Below are 26,121 nucleotides of genomic sequence, written 5' to 3'. Positions count from 1 at the left end.
AAGTACCACACTCCGTGTCTGTAATACCTGTCTCACTGTCCGTAGCGTCGTCATCATCCACGAATCTCCGAGGTGAGCGACGATGACGACAACGCAGCACTCGCGGGCGACGGTATTCCTCGGCCGAGTTGTCGGCCGACTTCAGCGATACGCCGCCCGACTCCTCCAGGGAGCCGAGCGCGCCCGAACGGCCGCACAGCCCGAGACGGCGTCTTCCTTCCCGAGCGCTCCCGACAGGGCCCGACACCAGCCGATGACCCCGGTTGATTCGAGCCCTACCGACCTCATCCCGACCGTCCCCCCGGTGCGCCCGTACGTCCTCGACCGCGAGCACCTCCATGGACGCTGGCAGCGCAGGCGCCACGAACTGGAAAACCGGCAGCGGTCCGGCGTGGCCGGCCTCGCCCACCAGCAGCAGCCTCTCGTTGGGGCTGTCCGGTGATGCCACGTGCCGCGCCCGACCCCAACAGCGACTTGATCGCCGATAAGTGGATCTTGTCGGTCAGCAAAGAAGGGGAGTTCGTCGCCTTCCGGCCTTTCGGCTGGACCGGTCCCGAGCCCCATGAACGCGTGACAGCGGAAACGCGTGACGCGCTGCTGGCCAAACTCCGCTACCGCTCCCCGCGCGAATCCGGCCTTCAGTGAACGGCGGCTTCTGAGTGCTCCGTTGTGGCGACGTCCGATCCCGTCGACCCTGGTCGCACTGGGCCGCTCTCCCCGGGCGCCTGCCGCTGAAAGACGAGGGGAGGACACAGGCACCCACGTCGGGGCATCCGGTGTTCGTGGCTGTCGCCAGCCCCCCGTCCTCGAGTCACAGGGGCTCGAGGACGTTCCCCCGCACGGAAGGACTCCCTTGCAGCGATTGACCCCCCATCAGCCCCGAGCTAGAGGCCCGCGTCAACGGCCACTACCCGGTCGGCCACAACATCGGGGTGGACTGGAAACTCCTCCACCTGCGCCACCCAAGCGTGCGCCCTTCCGGGCTGATCGACACGCTTCGACTTGCCCGCCATGCCCGAATCCCCGATCCGCGCGGGCTCGGGACGCTGCTCGATCGGTTCGAACTGCGCAACCAGGTGGAGAACCTGGCTCCCGGGGGGCGCCCACACCGGGCTCTGGGGGACACCGTCGCCGCCGCCCTCTTGCTACTCCGCCTGGCCGATGAGTCCCCGGAGATTCACACTGTGGCCGAGTTGCTGGCGGCTGCATCGGTGCCGGGTGTCCTCGCCTCGGAAGACCCGACCTTGTTCTAGGGAAGCTCCGGCGCGGGGTGATTCGCGCACCGGTACTTCGGGTGGGTCTTTCGGCCTTATGCCGTGCGGATCGCGAAGTCACGGCGGGCGGCGACGGCGGGTGCCGGTCGAGGCCGCGCCAATAGTGTCCGCTGCGTGAGGGTTTCGTTGACGGTCTTGGGCTTTCCGCCCGTTTCGGGGTCTGGAAGGGCGGAAAGCCCATGATCATTTCGGGGCAGAGCGGAACCGGCCCTCGAACCTCCGCGTCACGGACACCCGGCGGGGACGCGCGGACCTCCGGCCCCACCCGCCGTCGCCGCCCGCCGTGACAGGCCCCTAGCGAACCCCAACCCGACAGAGCCCGAATCACCCCTGCGGCGGAAACCCCAAAACCCCTGCCAAGCCACAGAAGAACCCCTGCCTTGAGCACCACAGACGACCACGCTGTCGAACGCCCTGTTTCGTTCCGGGTTCTTTAGCGGCTGGTGTGTCCTGCGTTTTTCGGAGTCGGTTTTCTGGATCCTGGGACCACGTGACCCTTGGAGGAGGGCATCGTGGGACGTCGTGGATACCCCGCCGGGTTCCGCCGCAAGGTCCCGGACCTGGTCCAGGCCGGACGCGGCGTCGCGGACGCGGCCCACGATCCGGACATCGGCACCGAGCCGACCGCGGCCAACAAGCGCATCGCCGAACTGGAGGCCGAGCCGGCCATCCACCGCCGCGCCAGTGAGCCGCTGGGGAAGGTGGTGCTCCCAGAAGACGGTTCGAGGCCATCGCGGTGACGGCCGCCCGGTACATGCCACACGTCCTTGTGCAAGGTGCAGATGCTTCTCGGGCACGAGTCACCGCTGACGACCCAGCGGTACGCTCACCTGACACCGGATGAGTACGACGACTTCCGGGATGCTTGGCGCGACTCGACGAAGGACGCGACGCGCGAGGAGGCGCCTGAGGGCGTGGGGCGCCGCTCGATGTGACGCACGGTCGAATCGGACGATTTCCGAGTTCGACGTGGCGCACGGGCACGAAAAAAGGCCCCCATAGGGAGCCTTTTCTCTGGTGGGCGTACCAGGACTTGAACCTGGGGCCTCATCCTTATCAGGGATGCGCTCTAACCGACTGAGCTATACGCCCTCGTTCGTGAGGAACTCTATCGCATCCTCCGGGGTCCGGCGAACCGGAAAACCCTGATGGACGGAGTCGAGGGGCGCTTCGGGAGCGTCCCTCGGGGGTTCATACTACCCGCCGCGGCGGGGTCCTCGGGCCCCCGCTTTCGGCGGGGGCCCGAGGAGAAGCCGGTGCTACTCGGTCTCGCTCAGGGTCACGTCGAGACCGCCCACCAGGTCGGCGGCGAGGTTGTAGAGCATCGCGCCGACGGTGGCCAGGGCCGTGATCAGGATGATGTTCAGCGCGCCGATGAGGGCGGTGTAGCCGAGCACCCGGGTGGGCGAGAACCAGCTCGCCGGGTTGAGGGAGACCTCGTCACCGCCGTCGTCGCCTTCGGTCAGCGAGGCGATCAGCTCGGTCACCGCGTCGAAGACACCCAGGGTGGACAGGATCGTGTAGATGACCGCGACCGCCACGAACAGAATGATGAAGCAGACCAGTGAGACGACGAAGCTGAACTTCATCACCGACCACGGCTCCACACGGCTCAACGTCAGGTGAGCCTTGCGCCCGGCCTTGGCGGCCTTGCCGCCGCGGCCCGGCGGCGTGACGGGTGCTTCTGCTGCCATGCTCGAATCCCCCTGTGCGGCGTTCTCTGCCGGCGGGTCCTCGGCCTGGTGGTCCTTGGCGTCTTCGGCGTCCTCGGGCTTCTCAGCCACCTCGGACGTCTCGGACGCCTCGGTCTCCTCACTCGAGGGGGCGCCGACCCCAGTGGTCACTCCGGCTTCTTCTCCGCTCTGTTCCCGGTCGTCGTCGACCGACTCCAGGGCAGCGGATTGCCGTTGCACATTGTCAGACATAGCCACGTTACCGCTGGACTTTCCATATGACGGTGGAATCCGGGAGAGCGGGAGCAAACAAACCGAACTCCACGGGATGAATGTCGCTTATGACAGGGAGCCACTCTATTGAGAGCCACGAGAAGCGGCCAACGCGTGCGAGGGGAACACGTCCCCCTCGCACGCGGGCCGCCGAACCGTTTCACGTGAAACACGATCCGACCGGGGTCGAACCGCTATTCGGCGTCGCCCTCCGGCTCGACCGGGGCAGCGCCCTCGGCCTCGCCGGCGTTCTCGACCTCTTCCTCCATGCCCTCCGCGTTGCGCGCGATGGCCACCACGTGGTTGCCCTTGCTGAGGTTCATCAGCCGCACGCCCATCGTGGCGCGTCCGGACTGCTTGATCTCCGCGCAGTTGGTGCGGATCACACCGCCGTTGGAGGTGATGGCGAGGATCTCGTCCTCGGCCGGGTCCACCATCAGCGCGCCGACGAGCTTGCCGCGGGCCTCCACGACCTTGGCCGTGAGCACGCCCTTGCCGCCCCGGTTCTGCACCGGGTACTGGTCCGCGGGGGTGCGCTTGGCGTAGCCGCCGTCGGTGGCCACGAACACGTCCGTGGCCCCCTCGCCCTCCCGGATGACGTCCATGCTCAGCAGGTAGTCGCCGTCCAGGAAGCGCATGCCGATCACGCCGCTGGTCGCCCGGCCCATCGGCCGGAGCGACTCGTCCGAGGCCGGGAACCGGATCGCCTGGGCCTTGCTGCTGATCAGCAGCAGGTCGTCGGTCCCGAAGACCAGTCGCGCCGCGATGAGCTCGTCGTCCTCGCGCAGGTTGATGGCGATAATGCCCGCCGCGCGCGCGGAGTCGAAGTCCTCCAGCTTGGTCTTCTTGACCAGTCCGGTCCGGGTGGCCAGGACCAGGTACGGCGCCGCCTCGTAGTCGCGCAGCGCCATCACCTGGGCGATCTCCTCATCGGGGAGGAAGGGGACCAGGTTGGCGACGTGCTGGCCGCGCGCGTCCCGGGCGAGCTCGGGCAGCTCGTACGCCTTCGTGCGGTACACCCGGCCCTTGTTCGTGAAGAACAGGATCCAGTTGTGGGTGGTGGTCACGAAGAAGTGCTGGACGATGTCGTCCTGCTTGAGCTGGGCCCCGCGCACCCCCTTGCCGCCGCGCTTCTGCGCCCGGTAGTTGTCGATCCGGGTGCGCTTGGCGTAGCCGCCGCGGGTGATGGTGACGACGATGTCCTCTTCGGCGATGAAGTCCTCCATACGCATGTCACCCTCGAACGGGATGATGTGCGTACGGCGCTCGTCGCCGAACTTCTCCACGATCTCCGTGAGCTCCTCGCGGACGATGCTCCGCTGACGCTCCGGCGAGGCGAGGATCCCGTTGTAGTCGGTGATGAGGGCCATCAGCTCGTCGTACTCGGCGGTGAGCTGACGGCGCTCCAGCGCGGCGAGCTTGCGCAGCTGCATGTCCAGGATCGCGCGCGCCTGGATGTCGTCGATGGCCAGCAGGTCCATGAGGCCGGTCTTGGCGGCGTCCGCCGAGGCGCTGGCCCGGATCAGGGCGATGACCTCGTCGATGCGGTCGATCGCCTTGAGCAGCGCGCGCAGGATGTGGGCGCGCTCCTCGGCCTTGCGCAGCAGGTAGCGCGTGCGCCGGAGGATGACCTCGATCTGGTGGGCCACCCAGGTGCGCACGAACTGGTCCAGGCGCAGCGTGCGCGGCACCCCGTCGACCAGGGCGAGCATGTTCGCGCCGAAGGTCTCCTGCAGCTGCGTGTGCTTGTACAGGTTGTTCAGCACGACCTTGGCCACGGCGTCGCGCTTGAGCACGACCACCAGGCGGATGCCGGTGCGGCCGCTCGTCTCGTCCTTGACGTCGGCGATCCCGGTGATCTTGCCGTCCTTGACGAGCTCGGCGATCTTCAGCGCGAGGTTGTCCGGGTTGACCTGGTAGGGGAGCTCGGTGACGACCAGGCACTGGCGGCCGCGGTTGTCCTCCTCGACCTCGACCACCGCGCGCATGGTGATGGAGCCGCGCCCGGTCCGGTAGGCGTCCTCGATGCCGCGCTTGCCGACGATCAGTCCGCTGGTCGGGAAGTCCGGACCCTTGATCCGCTCGATCAGCGCGTCGAGCAGCTCCTCGTCGGCGGCCTCCGGGTTCTCCAGGTACCAGGTGACACCCGAGGCGACCTCGCGCAGGTTGTGCGGCGGGATGTTGGTGGCCATGCCCACCGCGATGCCGTTGGAGCCGTTGACCAGCAGGTTCGGGAACCTGGCGGGCAGCACGTCGGGCTCGGTCGTCTTGCCGTCGTAGTTGGGCGAGAAGTCGACGGTCTCCTTGTCGATGTCCCGCACCATCTCCATGGCGAGGTTCTCGAGCTTGCACTCGGTGTACCGCATGGCGGCGGCCGGGTCGTTGCCCGGGGAGCCGAAGTTGCCGTTGCTGTCGATCAGCCGCATCCGCAGCGACCAGTGCTGCGCCAGCCGCACCAGCGCGTCGTAGATCGCGCTGTCGCCGTGCGGGTGGTAGTTGCCCATGACGTCGCCGACGACGCGGGCGCACTTGAAGTAGCCGCGGTCGGGGCGGTATCCGCCGTCGTACATGGCGTACAGGATGCGCCGGTGCACGGGCTTGAGCCCGTCGCGGACGTCCGGCAGTGCGCGGCCGACGATGACCGACATCGCGTAGTCGAGGTAGCTGCGCTGCATCTCGACCTGGATGTCGACCGGCTCGACCCGCCCGCCGGCGGGGTTCTCAATGTTCGCATCCGTCACTGGATGTCGATCCTTTTCTGGTGAGTCGTTCGCTGCCGTCGGGGCACCCTAGATGTCCAGGAAGCGGACGTCCCGCGCGTTGCGCTGGATGAAGGAGCGCCGGGACTCGACGTCCTCGCCCATGAGCACGCTGAACATCTCGTCCGCCTGGGCGGCGTCGTCGAGTGTCACCTGGAGCAGCACCCGGCCTCCCGGGTCCATCGTGGTGTCCCACAGCTCGGCGGCGTTCATCTCCCCCAGGCCCTTGAAGCGCTGGACGAGGTCCCGGGGGCGCGGGTCGCGCTTCCCGGCCGCGATGCCCGTGGCGATGACCTCGTCGCGCTCGCGGTCGGAGTAGACGTAGTCCACGTCGGCGCCGCGCGGGTCCCACTTGATCTTGTAGAGGGGAGGCTGCGCGAGGTAGACGTACCCGGCTTCGATCAGCGGCTTCATGAAGCGGAACAGCAGGGTGAGCAGGAGCGTGCGGATGTGCTGGCCGTCGACGTCGGCGTCGGCCATCAGGATGATCTTGTGGTACCGCAGCTTCTCGACGTCGAAGTCGTCGTGGACGCCGGTGCCCAGCGCCGTGATGATCGCCTGGACCTCGGCGTTCTTGAGGATCCGGTCGATGCGGGACTTCTCGACGTTGAGGATCTTGCCGCGGATCGGCAGGATCGCCTGGTAGTGGGGGTCGCGGCCGCCCTTGGCGGATCCTCCCGCGGAGTCGCCCTCGACGATGTAGACCTCGCACCGCTCGGGCTCGGTCGACTGGCAGTCGGACAGCTTGCCGGGCAGAGACGTGGACTCCAGCAGCGTCTTGCGCCGCGTCAGGTCGCGCGCCTGGCGGGCGGCGATGCGGGCGCGCGCGGCCTGGCTCGCCTTGGTGATGATGTCCTTGGCCTCGCCGGGATTGCGCTCGAACCAGTCGCGCAGGTGCTCGTTGCACACCTTCTGCACGAACGACTTGGCCTCGGTGTTGCCCAGCTTGGTCTTGGTCTGGCCCTCGAACTGGGGGTCGGTGAGCTTGACCGAGATGATCGCGGTGAGGCCCTCGCGGACGTCGTCGCCGGTGAGGTTGTCGTCCTTCTCGCGCAGCAGCTTCTGGTCGCGCGCGTACCGGTTGACGATCGAGGTGAGCGCCGCCCGGAAACCCTCCTCGTGGGTGCCGCCCTCGGCCGTGTTGATGGTGTTGGCGAAGGTGTGCACCGAGGAGGTGTACGACTGGTTCCACTGCATCGCGATCTCGGCCGCGATGCCGTCGCCCTCGTCCTCGAACGCGATGATGGTGGCGTGCGAGGGGTCCTTGGTGGCGTTGAGGTGGCGGACGAAGTCCGACAGCCCGTCCTCGTAGTGGTAGGTGTGGACGACGGGGGAGTCGTCGATGTGCTCGGGCCGCTCGTCGCGGATGGTGATGGACAGCCCCTTGTTGAGGAAGGCCATCTCCTGGAGCCGCCGCGACAGCGTCTCGAAGTTGTAGGTGGTGGTCTCGAAGATGGAGTCGTCGGCCCAGAAGGTGATCTGGGTACCGGTCTCCGTGGTGGGCCCGCCCCGCACCAGTTCCGTCGGAACGGTCATCTCGTAGCGCTGGGTCCAGAGGTACCCGTCGCGCCGGATCTCCACGTCCATCCGGGTGGAGAGTGCGTTGACCACGGATGCGCCGACGCCGTGCAGGCCGCCGGAGACCGCGTAGGACTCCCCGTCGAACTTGCCGCCCGCGTGCAGCGTGGTCAGGATGAGCTCCACGGCGGGGCGGTTCTCGACCGGGTGCATGTCGACCGGGATGCCCCGGCCGTCGTCGGCGACGCGAACGCCGCCGTCGGCCATCATGGTCACCTCGATCGCGGTGGCGTGGCCCGCCAGGGCCTCGTCCACGGAGTTGTCGACGATCTCGTAGACCAGGTGGTGCAGACCCCGCTCGCCGGTGGAGCCGATGTACATACCGGGGCGTTTGCGTACTGCTTCGAGGCCCTCAAGAACCGTGATTGATCGCGCGTCGTAGGCCAAGTTGGAAACACCCTCCTGCTGGGGACGCCGACCAGCCCCAAGACAATCGACGAGCGCACGGCGCCCCAGGCGAAACGCGCTGTCACGCCCCCGCCAAGACGCTGCTGCGACCCCGATTCCCGGTACTCCGCTCTTGGTGCGGTCTTTGCCGGTGGAGGCGTCCGAAGAACCTTCCTCATGATACCGCGCGCACGGTCTGAAAGTCGCATTCGCGGCGCTGTGCTGGCCCACAGCGACCGAACAGGCGGGGAGCCGAGTCCCCACACGCGACCCACTCTGGAATCAGCGCCGCGATCGAATGAGTGATGTCAGACGGTCCTTCGACGGGCCGCGGGGCGGCTCCGCCACCCGGAATCGGCTCCTCGGGGCACCCGGCGCACCGGCCCGGCCTCCCGCCCGTCCGCCGAAAGGATTAGCGGACCCGCCACTGACCTCGGGTTTTACGTCCGCTTCCCGGGCCCCGGACCTTGATCACGCGCACACTGCCGTGGCCGAGCTCCTCGTTGAGCCTGCGCACCAGCTGTGGGGCGAGCGCGCGCACCTGCGTGGCCCAGGCGGGGGAGTCGACCGCGACCACGAGCTCGCCCTCCGAATAGGTCTCGGGGCGCGCGTGCTCGGCCAGGCTCTCGCCGACGATCTGGGACCACCGGCCGAAGACGCCGCCGATCGCCACCTGCTCCTGCCAGCCGTGCTCGATCAGCCAGGCGCGCACCGCGTCGCCGAAGAGCTGCGGCTCGCCCCGCGAGCGCATGGGGCCGCGCCGCGGCCGCCGGGGGAGCTGCCCGGGGGCGCCGCCGCGCTCCTTGGCCTCGGCCCGCGCCTTGGCCAGGGCCTGGCGGGCCAGCTCGACACCGCTGAGCGCGGGAGCCGCCGGCGGGTCGCCGTCCCCGGACCGCGGGCGGCGGGAGGACTCGGGTCCCTGGTCACCGCTCACGTTCGACCGTCCCCTCTCGCACCCGGTACCGGGCGCCCATCAGCTCCGGGGGGACGTCGCCCGGGACCGCGGCGCTCACCAGGACCTGCTCGGCCGTGCGGACGTGCTCGGCGAGCTTGCGCCTGCGCTCGGAGTCGAGCTCGGCGAAGACGTCGTCGAGGATGAGCACCGGGTCGTCGCCGTCGGCGCGCAGCAGCTCGAACCCGGCCAGCCGCAGCGCCAGCGCGAACGACCACGACTCGCCCTGACTGGCGTACCCCTTGGCGGGGAGGTCGCCCAGCCGGAGCTGGAGGTCGTCCCGGTGCGGTCCGACGAGGCTGACACCGCGCCGCAGCTCCTGCGGGCGGGCCTCGGCCAGCGCGGCGCGCAGGACGTCCACAAGCTGTGGACGGTCCACGGGGAGTTCGTCGCCCTCCTCGACGGCCGAGCTTCGGTAGTGCAGGGCCGGGGAGCCGGCCGAGGAGGTGAGCTCGCCGTACGCCTTCTCCACGAGCGGTTGGAGCTCGGCCGCCAGCACGAGGCGGGCCCCCAGCAGCTCGGCGCCCGCCTCCGCCAGGTGCTGGTCCCACACCTCCAGGGTGGTCAGGTCGGGCTCGGCGCGCTGCTTGAAGTACCGGGCCGACGCGGACTTGAGCAGGGCGTTGCGCTGCTTGAGGACGCGCTCGTAGTCCGAGCGGACCCCCGCGTACCGCGGGGCGCGGGCGACCAGCAGCTCGTCCAGGAAGCGGCGCCGCTCCCCCGGGTCGCCCTTGACCAGGGACAGGTCCTCGGGCGCGAACAGCACGGTCCGCAGGATGCCCAGCACGTCCCGGGGGCGGGTCCCGGCCGAGCGGTTCAGCCTGGCCCGGTTGGCCTTGCCCGGGTTGATCTCCAGTTCGATGACGGCCCGGCGGTCGCCCCTGACCACGGCGGCCCGGACGATCGCCCGCTCCGCGCCCCTGCGCACCAGGGGGGCGTCGTTCGCCACCCGGTGGCTGCCGTGGGTGGCGACGTAGCCGATCGCCTCGACCAGGTTGGTCTTGCCCTGGCCGTTGGGGCCGACGAAGGTGCTGATGCCCGGTTCCAGCTCCAGGTTCGCGGCCTCGTAGGACCGGTAGTCGGCCAGTTGCAGATGGGATACGTACATCTGGCTGCTCCTGTGAAACGGCGACCGGGTCCGCGCGCACTGGGTGCGCGCGGACCCGGGGGATGTCGGTACGGCCGTGTCGGAGGCCGCGTCAGGGATCGGGCGGCTGGGGCGCTCCGACTCACTGGGGAGGGAACACCCTGGTCACAGGCTATGCGCCGATGGTGACCTACTCGTCGGCCTGGGCCACGGCGTGCCCGCCGAACTGGTTGCGCAGCGCCGCGACGACCTTCATCGCCGGGCTGTCCTCCTGGCGGGAGGCGAACCGGGCGTACAGGGCCGCGGTCATGACGGGGGCGGGGACCGCGTGGTCCACGGCCGCCTGGACGGTCCAGCGCCCCTCCCCGGAGTCCTGGGCGTACCCGCGCAGCCGCTCCAGCTCGGGGTCCTCGTCCAGGGCCCGGACGAGCAGGTCCAGCAGCCAGGAGCGCACCACGGTGCCCTCGCGCCAGCTGGCCAGGGTGCCGGGGACGTCGTCCACGACGTCGGAGGCGGCCATGAGCTCGTAGCCCTCGGCGAAGGCCTGCATCATGCCGTACTCGATGCCGTTGTGGACCATCTTGACGAAGTGGCCGGCGCCGACCCCGCCCGCGTGCACGAAGCCGCCGCCGTTGTCAGGGGTGAGCGCGTCGAAGACCGGGCGGGCGCGCTCGACGCCCTCGGCGGAGCCGCCGACCATGATGCCGTAGCCGTTCTCACGGCCCCAGACACCGCCGCTGACCCCGGCGTCGAGGTACTCCACACCGCGCTCCTTGAGCGTGTCGGCGTGCTCGCGGTCGTCCACGTAGTGGGAGTTCCCGCCCTCGATGACGAGGTCGCCCGGCTCCAGCAGCTCGGCGAGCTCGCGGACGCTGCTGCGGGTGGGCCCGCCGGACGGGACCATCAGCCAGACGGTCCGCGGCGCCTCCAGCCGCTCGACGAGTTCGGCGACGGACCCGACATCGCGCAGGTCCGGGTCGAAGTCGAAGCCGACGACGTCGTGCCCCTTGTCCCGGAGCCGGGCGGCCATGTTGCCGCCCATCTTGCCGAGGCCGATCATCCCGAGTTGCATGCTCGCGTTCCCCCTACTTGTGCCCGGTCTGTGGATGTGCCGACGAACCGGCGTACCGCCCCGATCAGCTCGACAGGCGCACGGGCATGATCAGGTACCGGTAGTCCGAGGCCCCGTCGTCGACGGGCTTGCCGGTGATGATGGCCGGTTTGGTCGAGGTGGTGAACTGCAGGCGGGCGATGTCGGACTCGATCGCGTTCAGCCCGTCGACCAGGAAGGTCGAGTTGAAGGCGATCTGGATGTCGTCGCCCTCCAGGGAGGCGTCCAGGACCTCGACCGCCTGGGCCTCGTCGCCGGCCCCGGCCTCCAGCACCAGGCGGCCGTCGCTGAAGGCGAGGCGGAGCGGGGTGTTGCGCTCGGCGACCAGCGAGACGCGCTTGACGGCCTCCACGAACTCCGACTTCTGCACCTCGGCGACGGAGTTGAACGAGTCGGGCAGCAGCGCGCGGTATTTGGGGAAGTCCCCGTCCAGCAGGCGGGTGGTGGTGCGGCGGCCGCCGCCCTCGAAGCCGATCATGCCCTCTCCGCTGCCCGCCGTGGACAGGGCGATGGACACCTGGGCGCCGCTGGTCAGGGACTTCGCGGTGTCGGCGAGGGTCTTGGCCGGGACCAGTGCGACGGCGGACACGCCGGGGTCCTGGGGCGTCCAGGTGAGCTCGCGCACGGCGAGCCGGTAGCGGTCGGTGGAGGCGAGCGTCACGGTCTCGCCCTCGATCTCGACCCGCACACCGGTGAGCATCGGAAGCGTGTCGTCGCGCCCGGCGGCGACCGCCACCTGGCTGACGGCGGCGGCGAAGGCGTCGCTGAGCACCGAACCCGTCAGCTCGGGCATCGCGGGGAGGGTCGGGTAGTCCTCCACGGGCAGGGTCAGGAGCGTGAACTTCGCGCTGCCGCAGGAGACGACGACCTTGGCGCCGTCGGTGCTGATCTCCACAGCCTGTGGAGGAAGGTTCCGGACGATCTCGGCGAGCAGCCGCCCCGAGACGAGGGTCCTGCCCGGTTCGTCGACGTCGATGTCGACCGACACCTGGGCCGAGACCTCGTAGTCGAAGCTCGACAGCCTGAGCCGCTGGCGCCCGTCGTCCTCTCCGGCGTCCAGCAGCATTCCGGCGAGGACGGGGACCGACGGCCGGACCGGCAGGGTGCGGGCGGTCCAGGCGACGGCGTCGGCGAGCACGTCGCGTTCGACCCGGAACTTCACGATCGGTCTCACTTTCCTCGAAAACCACGGAGACGCCTGTCGCGCACTGACCCGCGCCCGGCGCTGCCCGAGACCGGCCGGACCGGGCTTCCGCGCAGCGGGCACCGGTCGGGTCTTCAGGGGGCGGCTTCACACGGTACCCGGATTCGGGCGCGGACGCACTCGGCCCGCGCGGCTTCGCTGCGGCCTGTCGGGGCGGTCGGCGGGAGACGGCGGGGGAGCGGCGATCGGCTCGCGGTTATCCACAGAAATGGCCGGAGCCCGTTTACCAAGCCACGAAATCTCTAAAGGTGGCGTCGTAGTAGTAGGGGCTGTGGATAATGTGGATAACCATCGTTTTTGCAGGTCAGTGCAGAAATTTTTGTCCACAGGACTTGTGGACGACGGGTGTGGACAACTCGCCCGCCTGTGGACGGCTGAAGACTGTCCACAGGTCATCCACAGTTCGTCCACAGGTTATCCACGACTTTACCCACAGTTCCTATCATTGGGTGATGGGATGTTGCTGTGAGTTATGCACAGGTCATCCACAGTCTGTCCACAGGAAATCGCGGGTTATCCCCAGGCTTGTCCACAGCTTGTCCACAGCTTGGGATGTGCTAGCGCTGCGGCAAGAAGACCGGGAAGACGTGAAAAAAAGCCCCGGTTCCCCTGAGAAGGGGACACGGGGCCGTCGGCCGGTCGGCTCAGATGTTGTGGGACTGCTGCTTGATCCGGTTGGTGAGCTCGGTGACCTGGTTGTAGATCGAGCGGCGCTCGGCCATCAAGGAGCGGATCTTGCGGTCGGCGTGCATGACCGTGGTGTGGTCGCGGCCGCCGAACTGCTGCCCGATCTTCGGGAGCGACAGCTCGGTGAGCTCGCGGCACAGGTACATCGCGATCTGGCGGGCGGTGACCAGGACCCGCGAGCGGGAGGTGCCGCACAGGTCGTCCGGTGTGAGCCCGAAGTAGGAGGCGGTCTGCGCCATGATCGCCGACGCGGTGATCTCGGGCAGCTCGTCGCTGGGGATCAGGTCCCGCAGCACGATTCCGGTCAGGTGCAGGTCGACCGACTGCCGGTTCAGGCTGGCGAACGCGGTGACCCTGATGAGGGCGCCCTCCAGCTCCCGGATGTTCGTGGAGATCTTGCTGGCGATGAACTCCAGGACCTCCGGCGGCGCCGCCAACCCCTCCTGGGCCGCCTTCTTGCGCAGGATCGCGATCCGGGTCTCCAGCTCGGGCGGCTGGACGTCGGTGATCAGGCCCCACTCGAACCGGTTGCGCAACCGGTCCTCCAGGGTGACCAGCTGCTTGGGCGGCCGGTCGGAGGAGATGACGATCTGCTTGTTGGAGTTGTGCAGGGTGTTGAAGGTGTGGAAGAACTCCTCCTGCGTCTGCTCCTTGTTCTCCAGGAACTGGATGTCGTCCACGAGCAGCACGTCGATGTCCCGGTAGCGGCGGCGGAACCCGTCGGCCTTGCCGTCCCGGATCGAGTTGATGAACTCGTTGGTGAACTCCTCCGAGCTCACGTAGCGCACCCGCGCGCCGTCGTACAGCCGCTGGGTGTAGTGGCCGATCGCGTGCAGCAGGTGGGTCTTGCCCAGCCCCGACCCGCCGTAGATGAACAACGGGTTGTAGGCCTTGGCGGGCGCCTCGGCCACGGCGACCGCCGCGGCGTGCGCGAAGCGGTTGCTGGAACCGATGACGAACGTGTCGAAGGTGTACTTGGGGTTCAGCCGCCCCGGGCCGACGGGCTTCTGCGCGGTGTCGCCCTCCCCGTGTTCGGGCCCGCCGGGGGGCGGGGCCACCGGCGGCTGGTCCGCGGCGTCCGCGCCGTGCTCGCCCGGGGCGTCGTCGGGTCGGCGCCCGGCTCCCGGCCTGCGGGCGCTCTCCCAGGTCGCGGGGGTCTCCCAGCGATTGGGGGAGTCCCACTGGGCGGAGTCGTCCCAGCTTCGGTACCGGGGGTCGGCCTGGGCTTCGGGGAGCGGGGCCGGAGCGCCCGGCCGGCTCCGGCCGGCTCCGGCGTCGTTCCACCCGGAGGCGAGGAGGTCCTGGCCCGGGGCGACCGGACCGGGCCCGTGGTCCCGCGCGGGTCCGGGTTCGTCCTGGCCCGGGGCGGCCTCGGGCAGCAGCATGGGCTGCTGCTGCCAGGGCGGCTGCTGGGGGGAGTCGTCCCTGCTCCGGCCGCGCCGCCGCGGCGGGGGAGGGGAGTCCCACGAGGGGAGGGCGGCCTGTTCGGGGCGGGGCCGGTGGCCCTCCTGGGGGTCGGGGCCCGAAGGGGAGAAGTGCGGCGGCGGGGGCGGGACCGGAGACACACCGGTCGACGCCGACGGCTGCACCGCGGTGGGGTCGACGGTGACCGCGACCCTGATCTCCCTGCCCAGCTCGTTCGACAGCGCCTGACTGATCGCCTGGCGCAGCCGGGTCTCCAGGATCTCCTTCGCGAACTCGTTGGGGGCGGCGAGCAGCGCGGTGTCCTCGATGAGGCCCAGCGGCCTGGTCTGCGGGAGCCAGGCCCGCTGCTGGGGGGGAAGGCTGTTGTTGTCGAGGCTGTCCAGCACGCTCGACCACACCATTGCGAGGTTGACCTGTCCCTCAGACACGGTGGCCTGCCATGGTTCGCCCCTTCTAGCGGTGTCCTGCCGGTCGGTTCCCGTCCCACGGGGGGCGTACGGGAGCACGACGACCCATTGTCCCGGTAAACACGGTGCCCCCCGTCCGTCCACAGGGATGGGAAGGCTGCGTGACCAAAATGTGATTACGAACGGTGTTCTGTGGGTAACTCAGTGTTTTCTGTGGATTCCCCTGTGGGCGGCTAGGCTGCCTCCAACGCCGCGAGCGGACCGTGTGGATCGCGCTCATCCACAGTTTTTGCTTGTTATCCACAAGTTGTCCACAGCGTTGTCCACAGCCTTGCGAGACGTTGTCCACAGGGGTGGGTTATCCACATTTCCCAGTTGAGAGTATGTGCACTACCGGCTCGATCGTGCTGTCCGAGGGGACTTCCGGCGGCATCGGCGGGGGGTGTGCACGGTCGAGGTTATCCACAGCTTAGGTCCCTCTGTGAACAACTCGCAGCCTGTGGACAAAGGTTTTCCACAGACCGAGCGGTTCGTGGAAAACCTCGCCTGCGGCCGACCCCGGTCGGCGCCCGCAGGCGCGCTTGAGGCGGTTGATTTGACCAGGCCGGGGACAGCCCGTATGTTCTTTATGCTTACGTCGATATCTGTCTGCGCGCTGGTGGAACACGGTCCCGATCGTCGGGATCCGGACTCCCCGGCCCGAGGCGGAGACGACCTGAGCGGGCGATGTTCCAGCTGAGCGTCCCCGCGACAGCAGCAGGAACCGAAGGCCATCGACGCAGTCGAGCGGTCTGACCGTCGTAGTACTTCCTGAACGCCCCTGGAGTTAAGCAGTGAGCAAGCGTACGTACCAGCCGAACAACCGGCGTCGCGCCAAGGTCCACGGTTTCCGGCTGCGCATGCGTACCCGTGCGGGCCGCGCGATCATCGCCGCGCGCCGGCGCAAGGGGCGCGAAGCGCTGACCGTCAGCCACTAGTCGCCACGAGTCAATCGTTCAACGGACCGGTCTGCCCGCTTCGGCAGCCGGTCCGCTTGTTGTGTTCGGGGGTGTTCAGATCCGATGCTGTCCCCGCGCAACCGAATGCGGCGCAGCGCCGACTTCGGTCTCGTCATGCGCAAGGGACGCCGTACCGGTCGGGACGCCCTCATGGTCATCCTGCTCACTCCGGTGTCCGCCCCGAGGGCCGATCGGCAGGTCGGCGCGGAGCCGCCCAGGATCGGTTTCATCGTGAGCAAGGCCGTCGGAGGAGCCGTGGTGCGCAAGCGCGTCCAGCGCCGCCTACGGCATCTGATGCGCGATCGGGTCGCGCTCCTGCCTGCGGGTAGCCTGCTAGTAGTGCGGGCCAAACCCGCCTCCGCGTTCCTCGGGCACGATGCGCTGGCAGCCCAACTGGACGGCGCACTCACCTCGGTGACGCGTCCACGCAGACAGCCGACGCGCCGTGACCGGGTTCCCCGCGGGGCCGCACCCGCGGATGTCCCGGCAGCTGGAGAACGGCCGATCCAATGACGCACGACAGACCGACCCCCCTGGCGCGGGTACTGATCCTGCCGATCAGGGGCTACCAGCGGTTCATCAGCCCGCTCTTCCCGCCGGTCTGTCGTTTCTATCCTTCGTGCAGCAGCTACGCCGTCGAGGCGCTGCGCGTGCACGGAGCGTTCCGCGGACTGTGGTTGACCGTCCGCAGGCTCGGCAAGTGCCACCCGTTCCATCCGGGCGGGCTCGATCCGGTACCGCCGCGCAAGGGCGGACCCGTCGAAGAGACCAGTGACACGGGGCCCGGAACCGGCGGCGAAGCCGCACCCGGCGCGTCGAGTCTGTGAAGTTGGAGAACCAAGGGAGATAGCCGGTGCTGGACTGGCTCTATAACATCGTCGGCCAGGTGCTGGTCTGGATCCATGCGGGCCTGAGCACCTTCCTCGATCCGGACAGCGGATGGGCGTGGGGGCTGTCCATCGTCACCCTGACGCTCCTCATGCGTCTCCTGATGATCCCGCTGTTCGTGAAACAGATGCACACGCAGCGCAAGATGCAGGACATCCAGCCCCAGATCGTGAGGCTGCGCGAGAAGTACAAGAACGACAAGCAGCGCCTGCAGCAAGAGACGATGAAGCTCTACCAGGAGAGCGGCACCAACCCGATCATGGGCTGCCTCCCCCTGCTGCTGCAGATGCCGGTCTTCTTCGCGCTCTTCAGCGTGCTGCGCAGCGTGGCGGAGGGTGAGGCCCAGTACGGCTTCACCCAGGAGCTCGCCGACAGCGCCCGGGGCGCCCTGGTCTTCCACGCGCCGATCGCGGCGCAGTTCACCTCCTCCGCCGAGGAGTTGGCGAGGTTCGGCGCGGACCCGATCATGGCCAAGGTGGTCATCGTGATCGCCTGCGTGATCATGGGTACCACCACCTTCCTCACCATGCGCCAGAGCATGAACCGCACGCTCAAGCAGCCGGGTATGGCCGACAACCCGATGATGCAGTCGCAGAAGATCATGATGTACCTGGCGCCCGCCTTCGGCCTGTTCGGTCTGAGCATGCCGATCGGCGTCCTGATCTACTGGGTGACCTCCAACACCTGGACCATGGGGCAGCAGCATCTCCTCTACCGCAAGTTCCCGGCCCCCGGGGAGCAGCCGGTCAAGGCCGAGACCAACAGCTCCGGCAAGGGACTCTTCGGAAAGCGTCGGGAGGAAGAGCCGCCCGCGCCGGTGGAACAGCCTAAGATCGAGCGTAAGCAGCCGAAGAAGCAGACGAGGTCCAAGCGGACCGGCGGTAAGTAGGTCCGGCTCTTCCCGGGGAAGTCCCTTGTGCGAGACGTCCGCTGTGTGGATGCGCGGGCGCGAGCCCTCGACGCGCATCCCGTACAGGTCCGCGCATCAGACCGCGACATAAGGAGAAAGCTCGCCGTGAGCGACAGCAACACCGAAGGCGTGGAGGAGACCGGCGCCGCCGTGGCAGTGGCCGAGGCGCCGGAGGAGACCGTCGACATCGACGTCGAGGCGCTTGAGAACGAGGGCGACATCGCCGCCGACTACATCGAGGGCCTGCTCGATATCGCCGACTTCGACGGCGACATCGACATGGACGTCGAAGGCGATCGGGCCATGGTCTCCGTCGTGGGGGCCACACTGGACGAACTGATCGGTGAGAAGGGGGAGGTCCTGGAGGCGCTCCAGGAGCTGACCCGTCTCGCCGTCCACCGCGCGACCGGCAACCGCAGCCGCCTCATGCTCGACATCGGCGGCTTCCGGGACTCCCGCCGCAAGGCCCTCACCAAGGTGGGGGCCGAGGCCGCCGCAGAGGTCAAGAAGACCGGAGAGGTCAAGCCGCTGGCTCCGATGACTCCGTTCGAGCGCAAGGTGGTACACGACGCCATCGCCGCGGCGGGCCTGCGCAGCGAGTCCGAGGGCGAGGAGCCCAACCGCTACGTCGTGGTCCACCCGGTGGGCTGACCCCCGGCCAGTGAATCCCCCGGCGGGAAGCTCCCGTTGAGTACACCCCCGTAAATTTTTGCCAAAGTCGAGCGCCGCATGTTTCACGTGAAACATGCGGCGCTCGACTTTTCGGGTGGCGTGGACGGCTGAAAAGACTCACACGCCGACCGCGAGACGGAAGTGGCGTGTCAGGCGCGCATAAGATCGGGGAGGGCGCCGCTTTGTCGATCTGTCGATCCGCGGACCTGGCGCTCTGTCGAACTCTGCTTGATCGTCCCGCTGAAAAGGCCAAGGTGGTAACTGATGACCGGGCATGTCGTCCCGTCCGAGGGTGCTCGGGAGTTGTTCGGTGAAGTGCTGCCGGTGGCACAGCGGTATGCCGACCTCCTTGCGGACGCCGGGGTCGAACGCGGGTTGATCGGGCCGCGGGAGGTGCCTCGACTGTGGGAACGGCATCTGATGAACTGCGCCGTGGTGGAGGAGCTGCTTCCCAAGGGGGCGGATGTCATCGACATCGGTTCGGGAGCGGGACTTCCCGGCGTGGTGTTGGGGATTCTGCGCCCGGACCTGGCCGTGACGCTGCTCGAGCCGCTGCTGCGTCGGACCGTGTTCCTGGAGGAGTGTGTGGATCTGTTGGGCCTGGAGAACGTCACCGTTCGCCGAGGACGGGCCGAAGAGGTCAGACGGGAGCTACGGGCGGACTTCGTCACGGCGAGAGCCGTGGCTCCACTGCCGAGACTCGCCGGATGGGCGCTGCCGCTGCTGCGAGAAGGCGGAAGCCTGCTCGCCATGAAGGGGGAGCAGGCGGAGGCCGAGTTGGATGCCGCCCGTCAAGATTTGTCCAAACAGCGTCCTTGCGTCGCAGATGTGATCCGAGTCGGTGGCGGTAAGGTCAATCCCGCCACCACGGTCGTTCGCGTCACGGTCACGACTGAGCTCGAGGCCGGAACCAGCAAGGCGACTCCGCCCAGGTCCCAACGGGCGCCGGGCGGAAGGAAGAAGCGAGGACGGAAGAGGTGAACTCATTCGTGCCCTACAACCACTCCGACGGCGCCTACGTTTCACGTGAAACCAACTCTGAGTCGGCTGTTTCACGTGAAACCTTTCCGACCGAGGGCAGCGCCTTCCCTGTCCCTGTCGAGGTCGACATGTCCGGGGCTCATGTTTCACGTGAAACCACGCCCGACGCAGGCTCCCGCTCCGCCAAGAGGGCCGGTGGCGGGCTCGACATGGAGATCGACACGCCGATCGCGCGGGCGGCTCGTGCGGCGATGAGTGTACGCGGGAGGGCCGACGAGACCTGGCCGCGTCCGGGGCGCTGCCGGATCATGAGTGTCGCCAACCAGAAGGGCGGCGTCGGTAAGACGACCACCACCGTGAACCTCGCGGTCGCGCTTGCGATGCACGGCAACCGGGTCCTCGTCGTGGACCTCGATCCGCAGGGCAACGCGTCCACAGCCCTGGGCATGGAGCGCACCTCGGAGTCCCGTTCGATCTATCATTGCCTGGTGGAGGACGAGGACCTCCGGGAGCTGGCCCGTCCGGTACCGGATGTCCCCAACCTCTGGTGTGTGCCCGCCACGATCGACCTGGCCGGCGCGGAGATCGAACTGGTCTCCCTGGTGGCCCGGGAATCCCGGTTGAAGCGCGCCTTCAGCGCCTACGACTACGACGAACTCGACTACATTCTGATCGACTGCCCGCCCTCTCTGGGGCTGCTGACGGTCAACGCCATGGTCGCGTGCGAAGAGGTGTTGATCCCCATCCAGTGCGAGTACTACGCGCTGGAAGGCGTGGGACAACTGCTGCGCAACATCGATCTGGTGAAATCGCACCTCAACCCCGAACTCGCCATCTCCACGATCCTGCTCACCATGTACGACGGCCGAACCCGGTTGGCGTCGCAGGTCGCTGAGGAGGTCCGGGGGCACTTCGACGACCTGGTACTGAAAACAATGATTCCCCGCAGCGTGCGCGTCTCCGAAGCCCCGAGCTACGGCCAGTCGGTGATGACCTACGACCCGGCGTCGACCGGTGCGGTGGCCTACCTGGACGCCGGGCGGGAACTGGCCTTCCGGGCGCAGAACCTCGTAGGGAACCGTTGATGCGACGCCCCGAGCAATCTGAAGGGAGATTGCGTTGAGCCAGCAGCGGCGCGGTCTTGGCAAGGGACTGAGCGCGCTCATTCCGCAGGGTCTGCCGGAGGCGGATCCGACCGCTGTCGAGCCCATCGTCGGGGCCTACCTGGAGGAGGTCCTGCTCGCCGAAGTGACCCCCAACCCCCGGCAGCCCCGGGAGGTCTTCGACGAGAACGCCCTCGAGGAGTTGACGGCCTCGATCTCCGAGGTCGGACTCCTCCAGCCCATCGTCGTCCGCAAGGTGGAGAAGCCGGGGGACGGCGAGGCCAAGTACGAGCTGATCATGGGGGAGCGGCGCCTACGGGCGAGCAAGAGAGCCGGTCTCGAACGGATTCCGGCGATCGTACGCGAGACCTCCGACGACGACCTGCTGCGTGACGCCCTGTTGGAGAACCTGCACCGGCAGGAACTCACCCCGCTGGAAGAAGCCGCGGCCTACAAGCAGCTCCTGGACGACTTCGGGGTGACCCACGACGAGCTGGCCAAGCGGATCGGGCGGTCCCGTCCGCACATCAGCAACACCCTGCGATTGCTGAACCTCTCTCCGGCGGTCCAGCTCAGGGTCGCCGCGGGGGTCATCACCGCGGGGCATGCCCGTGCCCTGCTCGGAGTTGAGGACCCGGGTCTGCAGGACCGCCTCGCCCAGCGCATCGTCGAGGAGGGCCTCTCGGTGCGGATGCTGGAGGAGACCATCCAGCTCGGTGAGGACGACACTCCGACCGAACCTCGCAGACCGCCTCACAAGAAGACGCCTTCTCCGCAGATCGAGGAGTTGGCAAGTCGTCTTTCCGATGTCTTCGACACCCGCGTGAAGGTCAACATGAGCCGGAACAAGGGCCGGATCGTCGTGGAGTTCGCGGACATGGAGGACCTGGAGCGCATCATCGCGACCATGGCCCCCGAGCAGAGCCCCAACTGATCCACGGCTCACAGGGAGGGCCTCGGATCTGTCGTGATCCGGGGCCCTCCGTCGTCGGCGGGCCCGTACCGGAATCGCGGTGGGGACTCCCCGGACGACCCGGGCGCGCCCGGCGGAGGGCCGGGTGACGCGCGGTCTCCGCTGCCGCGGGACCCGGACTGCGCCGAGGGCTTCGAGTCGTCCGTGACAGGAGGGCGAAAAGAGCCGGGCCCCGGCGGCGTGCCACAGCACGTCTCCGGGGCCCGGGCGTGTTTCACGTGAAACACGGGACCGGCGTGTTCGCGGCCGCCGGGTGGTCATCCGGCGGAGAAGCCCTTTAGAGGTACTCCGCGATCTCCTTCTCGATGAGGCGCTTGGGCTTGGCCCCGACGAGCTGCTTCACGACCTCGCCGTTCTTGTACAGGTTGAGGGTGGGCAGTCCCATCACGTCGTACCGGCGCGCGATTTCCTGGTTCTCGTCGGCGTTCAGCTTGACGATGGTCAGCTTGCCCTCCTGTTCCGCCGCGAGCTGCTCCAGAACCGGGGCGAGCATCTTGCAGGGACCGCACCAGTCGGCCCAGAAGTCGACCAGTACCGGCAGGTCGCTCTTGAGAACGACCTCGTCGAAAGTGTCGTCGGTGACGCTCTGCAGGGAGCTCATCGGAATTCTCCTTGTTCTCGGGGGTGGTGCCGGGAAAGTCGGGATGCGACGGGCCTGATCAGCCGGCCAGGTGCGCGAGGTAGCGCTCGGCGTCCAGGGCCGCGGCGCAACCGGTGCCAGAGGCGGTGATGGCCTGGCGGTAGCTGTGGTCGACCACGTCGCCACAGGCGAACACGCCGGGGATGTTGGTCTTGGTGGTGGGGGAGGCGACCTTGAGGTAGCCGTCCTCGTCGAGGTCGAGCTGCCCCTCGAAGAGCTCCACCCGCGGGTCGTGGCCCACCGCGATGAACAGGCCGGTGATGTCGAGGGTGCTCTCCTCGCCGGTCTCCCGGTTGCGCAGCCGCACCGCGTTGACCTTGGTCTCGCCGAGGACCTCGGTGACCTCGCTGTTCCAGACGAACGTGATCTTGTCGTTCGCGAACGCGCGCTCCTGCATGATCTTGCTGGCGCGCAGCTCTTCGCGGCGGTGGATGATCGTCACGGACCGGGCGAAGCGGGTGAGGAAGGTGGCCTCCTCCATCGCGGTGTCGCCGCCGCCGACGACGGCGATGTCCTGGTCACGGAAGAAGAAGCCGTCGCAGGTGGCGCACCAGGAGGTGCCGCGGCCGGAGAACTGGTCCTCACCCGGGATCCCGAGCTTGCGGTGCTGGGAGCCTGTGGCGACGATCACCGTGTGCGCGTAGTAGGTCTCGTCACCGGACCTGACCACCTTGGGGGTGGCCGAGAGGTCGACCTCGGTGACGTCGGCCGGGACGAGTTCGGCGCCGAACCGCTCGGCCTGCTTGCGCATGTTGTCCATCAGGTCCGGGCCCATGATGCCGTCAGGGAAGCCCGGGTAGTTCTCCACGTCGGTGGTGTTCATCAGCGCACCACCCGACGTGATGGAACCTTCGAACACGAGAGGGTTCAGCTCGGCGCGGGCCGCGTACACGGCTGCGGTGTAGCCCGCGGGCCCCGATCCGATGATGATCACGTTACGGACGTCGCTCACAGCTGTCAGACCCCTTGAACACTCGTTCTGTCGTTGCGACAGGAAGACTCTCACTTCAACCGATGGTAGGCGTCCGTGATTCCCGTCCGGGCACGAGTGTGGGGGTTGGCCCTCGAACCGGTACGGCGGGGCCGGTCCCATCGGGGAGACCCCCGTGGGACCGGCCCCGCCGCGGGTCAGTCCGAGGGAATGACGGCCGTCGCGATGACCGCGGCGGCGGGGTCGGTTCCCTCGGCGCAGTCCGGTCCGACGACCAGGAGCTCGTGACCTCCCGCACCGGTGCCCTCCGCGATGGGATAGAGCATGATCCAGGCGGGGTGGCCCTCGTAGGACGCGAGGTCGATCAGGACGGGCTGGGCCGGGTAGGTCCTGCTGAGCGTGCCCACGCACGAGGAGACCTCGGCGGAGAAGGGCTGCTCCTGGAGCGGGGCGGCCTCCTCGGCGTCCCCGCCCGGAGTCGCGGGGCCGTCCCGGACGACGGAGCGCTCCAGGACCGACGCGCCCTGCCCGGGGAGGTCGGCGGCGGTGTAGTCGGTGCCGCTGGAGACCACGGAGAGCTGGTAGGACAGCGCCGTGTCGGGCTCGGCCGCCTCCTGGGGCGCCTGGGCCGCCGTGTCCCCGCCGCCGGTCGAGGAGGAGAGGCCGTTGAGCACCGCGGCGCCCGCTCCGAGGACGAAGACCACCGCGGCGGCCGCCACGAGGTAGGGCATCCAGCGGGCCGGCCCGCGCTTCCGCCGCAGCGGAACCACGTCCGCGACGTCGTCGACCGAGGGCGGCGGCGCGTAGCCGTCGTCCGAGGCCGCGGTGTGCTGGTCCGACTCCGCGCGCAGCGCTTCGTCGATGCGTGAAATGAGCCCGTCGGGCATTGGCGGCACCGGTGCGGCCGCCAGGATCTGTGACACTTCGGTCAACGCCGAGAGCTGTGCCCTGGTCTCCTCGGATTCGGCCAGACAGGCGCGTACCTGCTGTTCCTCGTCCTCGTCCAGCAGCCCTTCGGCGAATAGTGCGAGTGTCTCCGGGTCGACATGAGACGTCACGATCTCCTGCCACCTCCTCTCGGAGATGTGACGTCTGTGGCGTCCCCAGGGTTCCTGAGATGGGAAAGATATGGCAGAAGTCGCGCGCGTCCCCGGGCACATCTGCTCTTGACCGTTCCCGAGGCGATCTCCAGGATCTGCGCGGCCTCGTCCACCCGGTAGCCGAGCATGTCCACGAGGATGAGGGCGAGCCGCTGTTCGACGGGGAGGTGCTCCAACGCGGCGTGCACGTCCATGGCGGCGTCGCTGCGGTTGGTGGGGTCGGAGACGGTGTTCTTGAGGCGGTCGTTGGAGAGGATGTCGAGGTTGGCGTCGTCGGTGGGGACCGCGGGGCGGACCATCTTGCGGCGCAGCCGGTCGTGGCAGGCGTTGACGACGATGCGGTGCAGCCAGGTGCTGACCATGGCCTCGCCGCGGAAGCGGTGGGCGCCCCTGAACGCGGACAGGAAGGCGTCCTGGAGCGCGTCGGAGGCCTCCTCCTGATCGCCGAGCACGCGGATGGCCACCGCCCACATCCGCGAGCGGTGCCGCTTCACAAGCTCGCCGAAAGCGTACTTGTCACCTTGGTTGTGCCTGAACAGCAGTTCCTTGTCGGAGAGCTCCTGAACCGCGTCGGTCACCGTGCTCACTGAATTCCGCGTAGTTCGACCTCGTTGATGACGCCCCGGTAGCTGCCGTCGTCCTGGGGGAGCGGAGCGGAGAACCAGACGACCACGTACCGCCCGGTGACGGGTTGGTCCAGCTTAACGGGGACCTCCCCGCTTACTCCAGACCCCTGCCACTGCGGTTGTTCGCCCTCGCCCGGAACACCGCCCGCGTCGCCGCGCACGTAGACCGAGGCGTTGTGGGCGCCGCTTCCGAAGGTGATGTCGATCTCGTGGAGCTCCACCTCCGCGCCCATGTCGACCAGCAGGCCCACACCGCTCTTGAGGTTGCCGAACTCCGCGCTGTTGTACCCCTGGGTGTTCCAGGAGGACGAGGGGTCGCCGTCGATGGCCAGGGAGGCCTTGTCGTTGTGCTCGTCGCTGTCCCCCGGAGGGGGGTCGAAGCCGGTCGCGCTCGCCGGTGTGATCACCTGGAGCTCGGTCTCTTCGTCCTCCTCGGGGACCGACGCGTTCTCGACGTCGGTGCCGCCGGTACCGCCGCTCATGTTGGCGCCCACGACCCAGGCGCCCATCACCACGGCGACGAAGACCAGCAGGGCCACCGCGCCCATGAGGATCTTGTTCGTCAGGGAGGTGGGGGGAGGCGGAGGGGGCGCCGCGCGGCGCCGGGGCGGGCGCGGGGGCAGGAGGTCGTTCTCGGTGGCCATGCCGAGCTGTCCGGAGGTGCGCGAGGTGCCCCGCACAGGCTGCGGCGCGGGCGCGGCCTCGGCCAGCGGCAGCGGGACCATCCGGGGGACGTCCGCGAGGGTGTCGGCGACGTCCTGCGCGGTGCGCAGGGGCCCCTCCCGCCCGCTCGCCTGGAAGGCCGCGCGGCAGACGATCTCGTTGAGGCGGGTCGGGATGCCGGCCCTGATTTGGCTGGGCTCGCAGGGGCGGCCCGAGACGATGGGGGCGGGGCGCAGCGAGGTCTGCTCGGGGCCCGGCCAGTGCGCGGTGAGCGCGGCGTACAGCAGGCGGCCCAGGCCCTGGGCGTCGACGACCGCGGGGTCGCCGGAGCTGATGCCCTGGAGCGCGGCGTCCACCCCGACGCCGGTCACCTTGACGGCGCCGCCGCTGCTCCAGATGAGCTTGCCCGGGGTCAGGCACAGGTGGTGGATTCCGGCCGCGGCCGCGGCGGTGACCGCCTCGGCGGCCTCGGCGACCAGGCCGGCCGCGCGCTCGGGCTCCAGCGGGCCGTTGCGGAGCAGGTCCGACAGCGACTGGCCGGAGATCCACTCCTGGACCACGTACGTGGTGGGGCCGGAGTCGTCCGCGTCGAAGACCTGGGTGACGCGGGCGTCCGCGATGCGGCTGGCCGCGCGGGCCGCGCGCACCACTTCGTCGGTGCGGCCGAAGCCGTCGGCGAACGTCCACACACCGACCTGGCGTGCGAGGGTCTCGTCGGTGGCCTTCCACAGCGCGGCTCCGCTGGTCTCGCTCACCAACTCGTCGAGTCGGTAGCGACCGGCGAGCCGCGCACCGGGCTCAATCATGAAGGTGCTCATA

The 26,121-nt window shown here is 68.6% G+C and carries 24 protein-coding genes and 1 tRNA gene; 11 read left to right on the top strand and 14 right to left on the bottom strand.

Annotation, left to right across the window (positions count from 1 at the left end):
• Window positions 1–441: 441 nt before the first annotated feature.
• From EV190_RS04390 to EV190_RS04380, 3 genes are all read left to right on the top strand, one after another.
• A complete protein-coding gene (locus EV190_RS04390; RefSeq protein ID WP_133740042.1) occupies window positions 442–645 on the top strand; it encodes a hypothetical protein in 204 nt (67 codons plus the stop codon).
• Between the two features lie 287 nt (window positions 646–932).
• Window positions 933–1,253 carry a hypothetical protein gene (locus EV190_RS04385; RefSeq protein WP_243742321.1) on the top strand — a complete coding sequence of 107 codons (321 nt, stop codon included), beginning with the start codon at window positions 933–935 and terminating at the stop codon, window positions 1,251–1,253.
• Window positions 1,254–1,786: 533 nt separating this feature from the next.
• The gene (locus EV190_RS04380) at window positions 1,787–2,014 is read left to right on the top strand and encodes a hypothetical protein (protein ID WP_133740040.1); all 228 of its coding nucleotides are present in this window, start codon (window positions 1,787–1,789) and stop codon (window positions 2,012–2,014) included.
• Between the two features lie 275 nt (window positions 2,015–2,289).
• Here EV190_RS04380 and EV190_RS04375 read toward each other — a convergent pair.
• The 9 genes from EV190_RS04375 to dnaA all read right to left on the bottom strand — a co-directional run bounded on the left by EV190_RS04375 (window position 2,290) and on the right by dnaA (window position 14,838).
• Window positions 2,290–2,366 (bottom strand) — tRNA-Ile (locus EV190_RS04375).
• A gap of 167 nt (window positions 2,367–2,533) precedes the next feature.
• A complete protein-coding gene (locus EV190_RS04370) occupies window positions 2,534–3,199 on the bottom strand; it encodes a DUF3566 domain-containing protein (RefSeq protein ID WP_133740039.1) in 666 nt (221 codons plus the stop codon).
• Between the two features lie 215 nt (window positions 3,200–3,414).
• The gene (gene gyrA, locus EV190_RS04365; RefSeq protein ID WP_133740038.1) at window positions 3,415–5,961 is read right to left on the bottom strand and encodes a DNA gyrase subunit A; all 2,547 of its coding nucleotides are present in this window, start codon (window positions 5,959–5,961) and stop codon (window positions 3,415–3,417) included.
• Window positions 5,962–6,009: 48 nt separating this feature from the next.
• The gene (gyrB, locus tag EV190_RS04360) at window positions 6,010–7,923 is read right to left on the bottom strand and encodes a DNA topoisomerase (ATP-hydrolyzing) subunit B (protein WP_243742347.1); all 1,914 of its coding nucleotides are present in this window, start codon (window positions 7,921–7,923) and stop codon (window positions 6,010–6,012) included.
• A 433-nt stretch (window positions 7,924–8,356) separates the two neighbouring features.
• Complete coding sequence (locus tag EV190_RS04355) at window positions 8,357–8,878, bottom strand: DUF721 domain-containing protein (protein ID WP_133740036.1); 522 nt, start codon at window positions 8,876–8,878, stop codon at window positions 8,357–8,359.
• Window positions 8,868–10,004 (bottom strand): DNA replication/repair protein RecF, encoded by a 1,137-nt coding sequence (gene recF, locus EV190_RS04350; RefSeq protein WP_133740035.1) that lies wholly within the window; start codon window positions 10,002–10,004, stop codon window positions 8,868–8,870. The genes EV190_RS04355 and recF overlap by 11 nt, the downstream gene beginning before the upstream one ends.
• 169 nt (window positions 10,005–10,173) lie before the next feature.
• On the bottom strand, window positions 10,174–11,055 hold the full coding sequence (gnd, locus tag EV190_RS04345; protein WP_133740034.1) for a phosphogluconate dehydrogenase (NAD(+)-dependent, decarboxylating): 882 nt from the start codon (window positions 11,053–11,055) through the stop codon (window positions 10,174–10,176).
• A gap of 64 nt (window positions 11,056–11,119) precedes the next feature.
• Window positions 11,120–12,256 (bottom strand): DNA polymerase III subunit beta, encoded by a 1,137-nt coding sequence (gene dnaN, locus EV190_RS04340; RefSeq protein WP_133740188.1) that lies wholly within the window; start codon window positions 12,254–12,256, stop codon window positions 11,120–11,122.
• A gap of 686 nt (window positions 12,257–12,942) precedes the next feature.
• Entirely contained in the window at window positions 12,943–14,838 is a 1,896-nt protein-coding gene (dnaA, locus tag EV190_RS04335; RefSeq protein WP_133740033.1) for a chromosomal replication initiator protein DnaA, read from the bottom strand.
• Between the two features lie 812 nt (window positions 14,839–15,650).
• Here dnaA and rpmH point away from each other — a divergent pair.
• The 8 genes from rpmH (at window position 15,651) to EV190_RS04295 (ending at window position 21,303) form a co-directional block, all read left to right on the top strand.
• The gene (rpmH, locus tag EV190_RS04330) at window positions 15,651–15,794 is read left to right on the top strand and encodes a 50S ribosomal protein L34 (RefSeq protein WP_133740032.1); all 144 of its coding nucleotides are present in this window, start codon (window positions 15,651–15,653) and stop codon (window positions 15,792–15,794) included.
• Between the two features lie 84 nt (window positions 15,795–15,878).
• A complete protein-coding gene (rnpA, locus tag EV190_RS04325; protein WP_133740031.1) occupies window positions 15,879–16,328 on the top strand; it encodes a ribonuclease P protein component in 450 nt (149 codons plus the stop codon).
• Window positions 16,325–16,642, top strand: coding sequence for a membrane protein insertion efficiency factor YidD (gene yidD / locus EV190_RS04320; protein ID WP_133740030.1), 318 nt, complete (start codon window positions 16,325–16,327; stop codon window positions 16,640–16,642). Before rnpA ends, yidD begins: the two co-directional genes overlap by 4 nt.
• Before the next feature lie 26 nt (window positions 16,643–16,668).
• Entirely contained in the window at window positions 16,669–17,592 is a 924-nt protein-coding gene (gene yidC, locus EV190_RS04315) for a membrane protein insertase YidC (RefSeq protein ID WP_133740029.1), read from the top strand.
• A gap of 177 nt (window positions 17,593–17,769) precedes the next feature.
• Window positions 17,770–18,264, top strand: coding sequence for a Jag family protein (locus tag EV190_RS04310; protein ID WP_133740187.1), 495 nt, complete (start codon window positions 17,770–17,772; stop codon window positions 18,262–18,264).
• 285 nt (window positions 18,265–18,549) lie between these two features.
• Window positions 18,550–19,266 (top strand): 16S rRNA (guanine(527)-N(7))-methyltransferase RsmG, encoded by a 717-nt coding sequence (gene rsmG / locus EV190_RS04305; protein WP_133740028.1) that lies wholly within the window; start codon window positions 18,550–18,552, stop codon window positions 19,264–19,266.
• A gap of 251 nt (window positions 19,267–19,517) precedes the next feature.
• Entirely contained in the window at window positions 19,518–20,351 is an 834-nt protein-coding gene (locus EV190_RS04300; RefSeq protein WP_243742320.1) for a ParA family protein, read from the top strand.
• Between the two features lie 34 nt (window positions 20,352–20,385).
• Complete coding sequence (locus EV190_RS04295) at window positions 20,386–21,303, top strand: ParB/RepB/Spo0J family partition protein (protein ID WP_133740026.1); 918 nt, start codon at window positions 20,386–20,388, stop codon at window positions 21,301–21,303.
• A gap of 316 nt (window positions 21,304–21,619) precedes the next feature.
• On the opposite strand, the gene trxA is transcribed toward EV190_RS04295, so the two are convergent.
• The 5 genes from trxA to EV190_RS04270 form a co-directional block, all read right to left on the bottom strand.
• Window positions 21,620–21,943 (bottom strand): thioredoxin, encoded by a 324-nt coding sequence (trxA, locus tag EV190_RS04290; RefSeq protein ID WP_133740025.1) that lies wholly within the window; start codon window positions 21,941–21,943, stop codon window positions 21,620–21,622.
• A 58-nt stretch (window positions 21,944–22,001) separates the two neighbouring features.
• Window positions 22,002–22,934, bottom strand: a complete 933-nt coding sequence (gene trxB, locus EV190_RS04285) for a thioredoxin-disulfide reductase (protein WP_133740024.1) — start codon at window positions 22,932–22,934, stop codon at window positions 22,002–22,004.
• 176 nt (window positions 22,935–23,110) lie between these two features.
• Window positions 23,111–23,971, bottom strand: a complete 861-nt coding sequence (locus EV190_RS04280) for an anti-sigma factor family protein (protein ID WP_133740023.1) — start codon at window positions 23,969–23,971, stop codon at window positions 23,111–23,113.
• Window positions 23,968–24,600, bottom strand: coding sequence for an RNA polymerase sigma factor SigM (gene sigM, locus EV190_RS04275; RefSeq protein ID WP_208113017.1), 633 nt, complete (start codon window positions 24,598–24,600; stop codon window positions 23,968–23,970). Before sigM ends, EV190_RS04280 begins: the two co-directional genes overlap by 4 nt.
• Window positions 24,597–26,108: a protein kinase family protein gene (locus EV190_RS04270; protein ID WP_243742319.1), complete on the bottom strand. Its 1,512-nt coding sequence runs from the start codon at window positions 26,106–26,108 to the stop codon at window positions 24,597–24,599. Before EV190_RS04270 ends, sigM begins: the two co-directional genes overlap by 4 nt.
• Window positions 26,109–26,121: the final 13 nt, after the last annotated feature.

This window comes from Actinorugispora endophytica (assembly GCF_004363075.1).
Lineage (GTDB): Bacteria > Actinomycetota > Actinomycetes > Streptosporangiales > Streptosporangiaceae > Actinorugispora > Actinorugispora endophytica.
This window is presented reverse-complemented; position numbering and strand designations above follow the sequence as displayed.

What these genes read in the sequence shown, in the direction of transcription:
- EV190_RS04390 (WP_133740042.1), top strand. Translation starts at nt 442, where the DNA reads ATGCCACGTGCCGCGCCCGACCCCAACAGCGACTTGATCGCCGATAAG.
- recF (WP_133740035.1), bottom strand. Translation starts at nt 10,004, where the DNA reads ATGTACGTATCCCATCTGCAACTGGCCGACTACCGGTCCTACGAGGCC.
- rnpA (WP_133740031.1), top strand. Translation starts at nt 15,879, where the DNA reads ATGCTGTCCCCGCGCAACCGAATGCGGCGCAGCGCCGACTTCGGTCTC.
- gnd (WP_133740034.1), bottom strand. Translation starts at nt 11,055, where the DNA reads ATGCAACTCGGGATGATCGGCCTCGGCAAGATGGGCGGCAACATGGCC.
- rsmG (WP_133740028.1), top strand. Translation starts at nt 18,550, where the DNA reads ATGACCGGGCATGTCGTCCCGTCCGAGGGTGCTCGGGAGTTGTTCGGT.
- EV190_RS04370 (WP_133740039.1), bottom strand. Translation starts at nt 3,199, where the DNA reads ATGTCTGACAATGTGCAACGGCAATCCGCTGCCCTGGAGTCGGTCGAC.
- EV190_RS04270 (WP_243742319.1), bottom strand. Translation starts at nt 26,108, where the DNA reads ATGATTGAGCCCGGTGCGCGGCTCGCCGGTCGCTACCGACTCGACGAG.
- trxA (WP_133740025.1), bottom strand. Translation starts at nt 21,943, where the DNA reads ATGAGCTCCCTGCAGAGCGTCACCGACGACACTTTCGACGAGGTCGTT.
- yidD (WP_133740030.1), top strand. Translation starts at nt 16,325, where the DNA reads ATGACGCACGACAGACCGACCCCCCTGGCGCGGGTACTGATCCTGCCG.
- EV190_RS04300 (WP_243742320.1), top strand. Translation starts at nt 19,518, where the DNA reads ATGAGTGTACGCGGGAGGGCCGACGAGACCTGGCCGCGTCCGGGGCGC.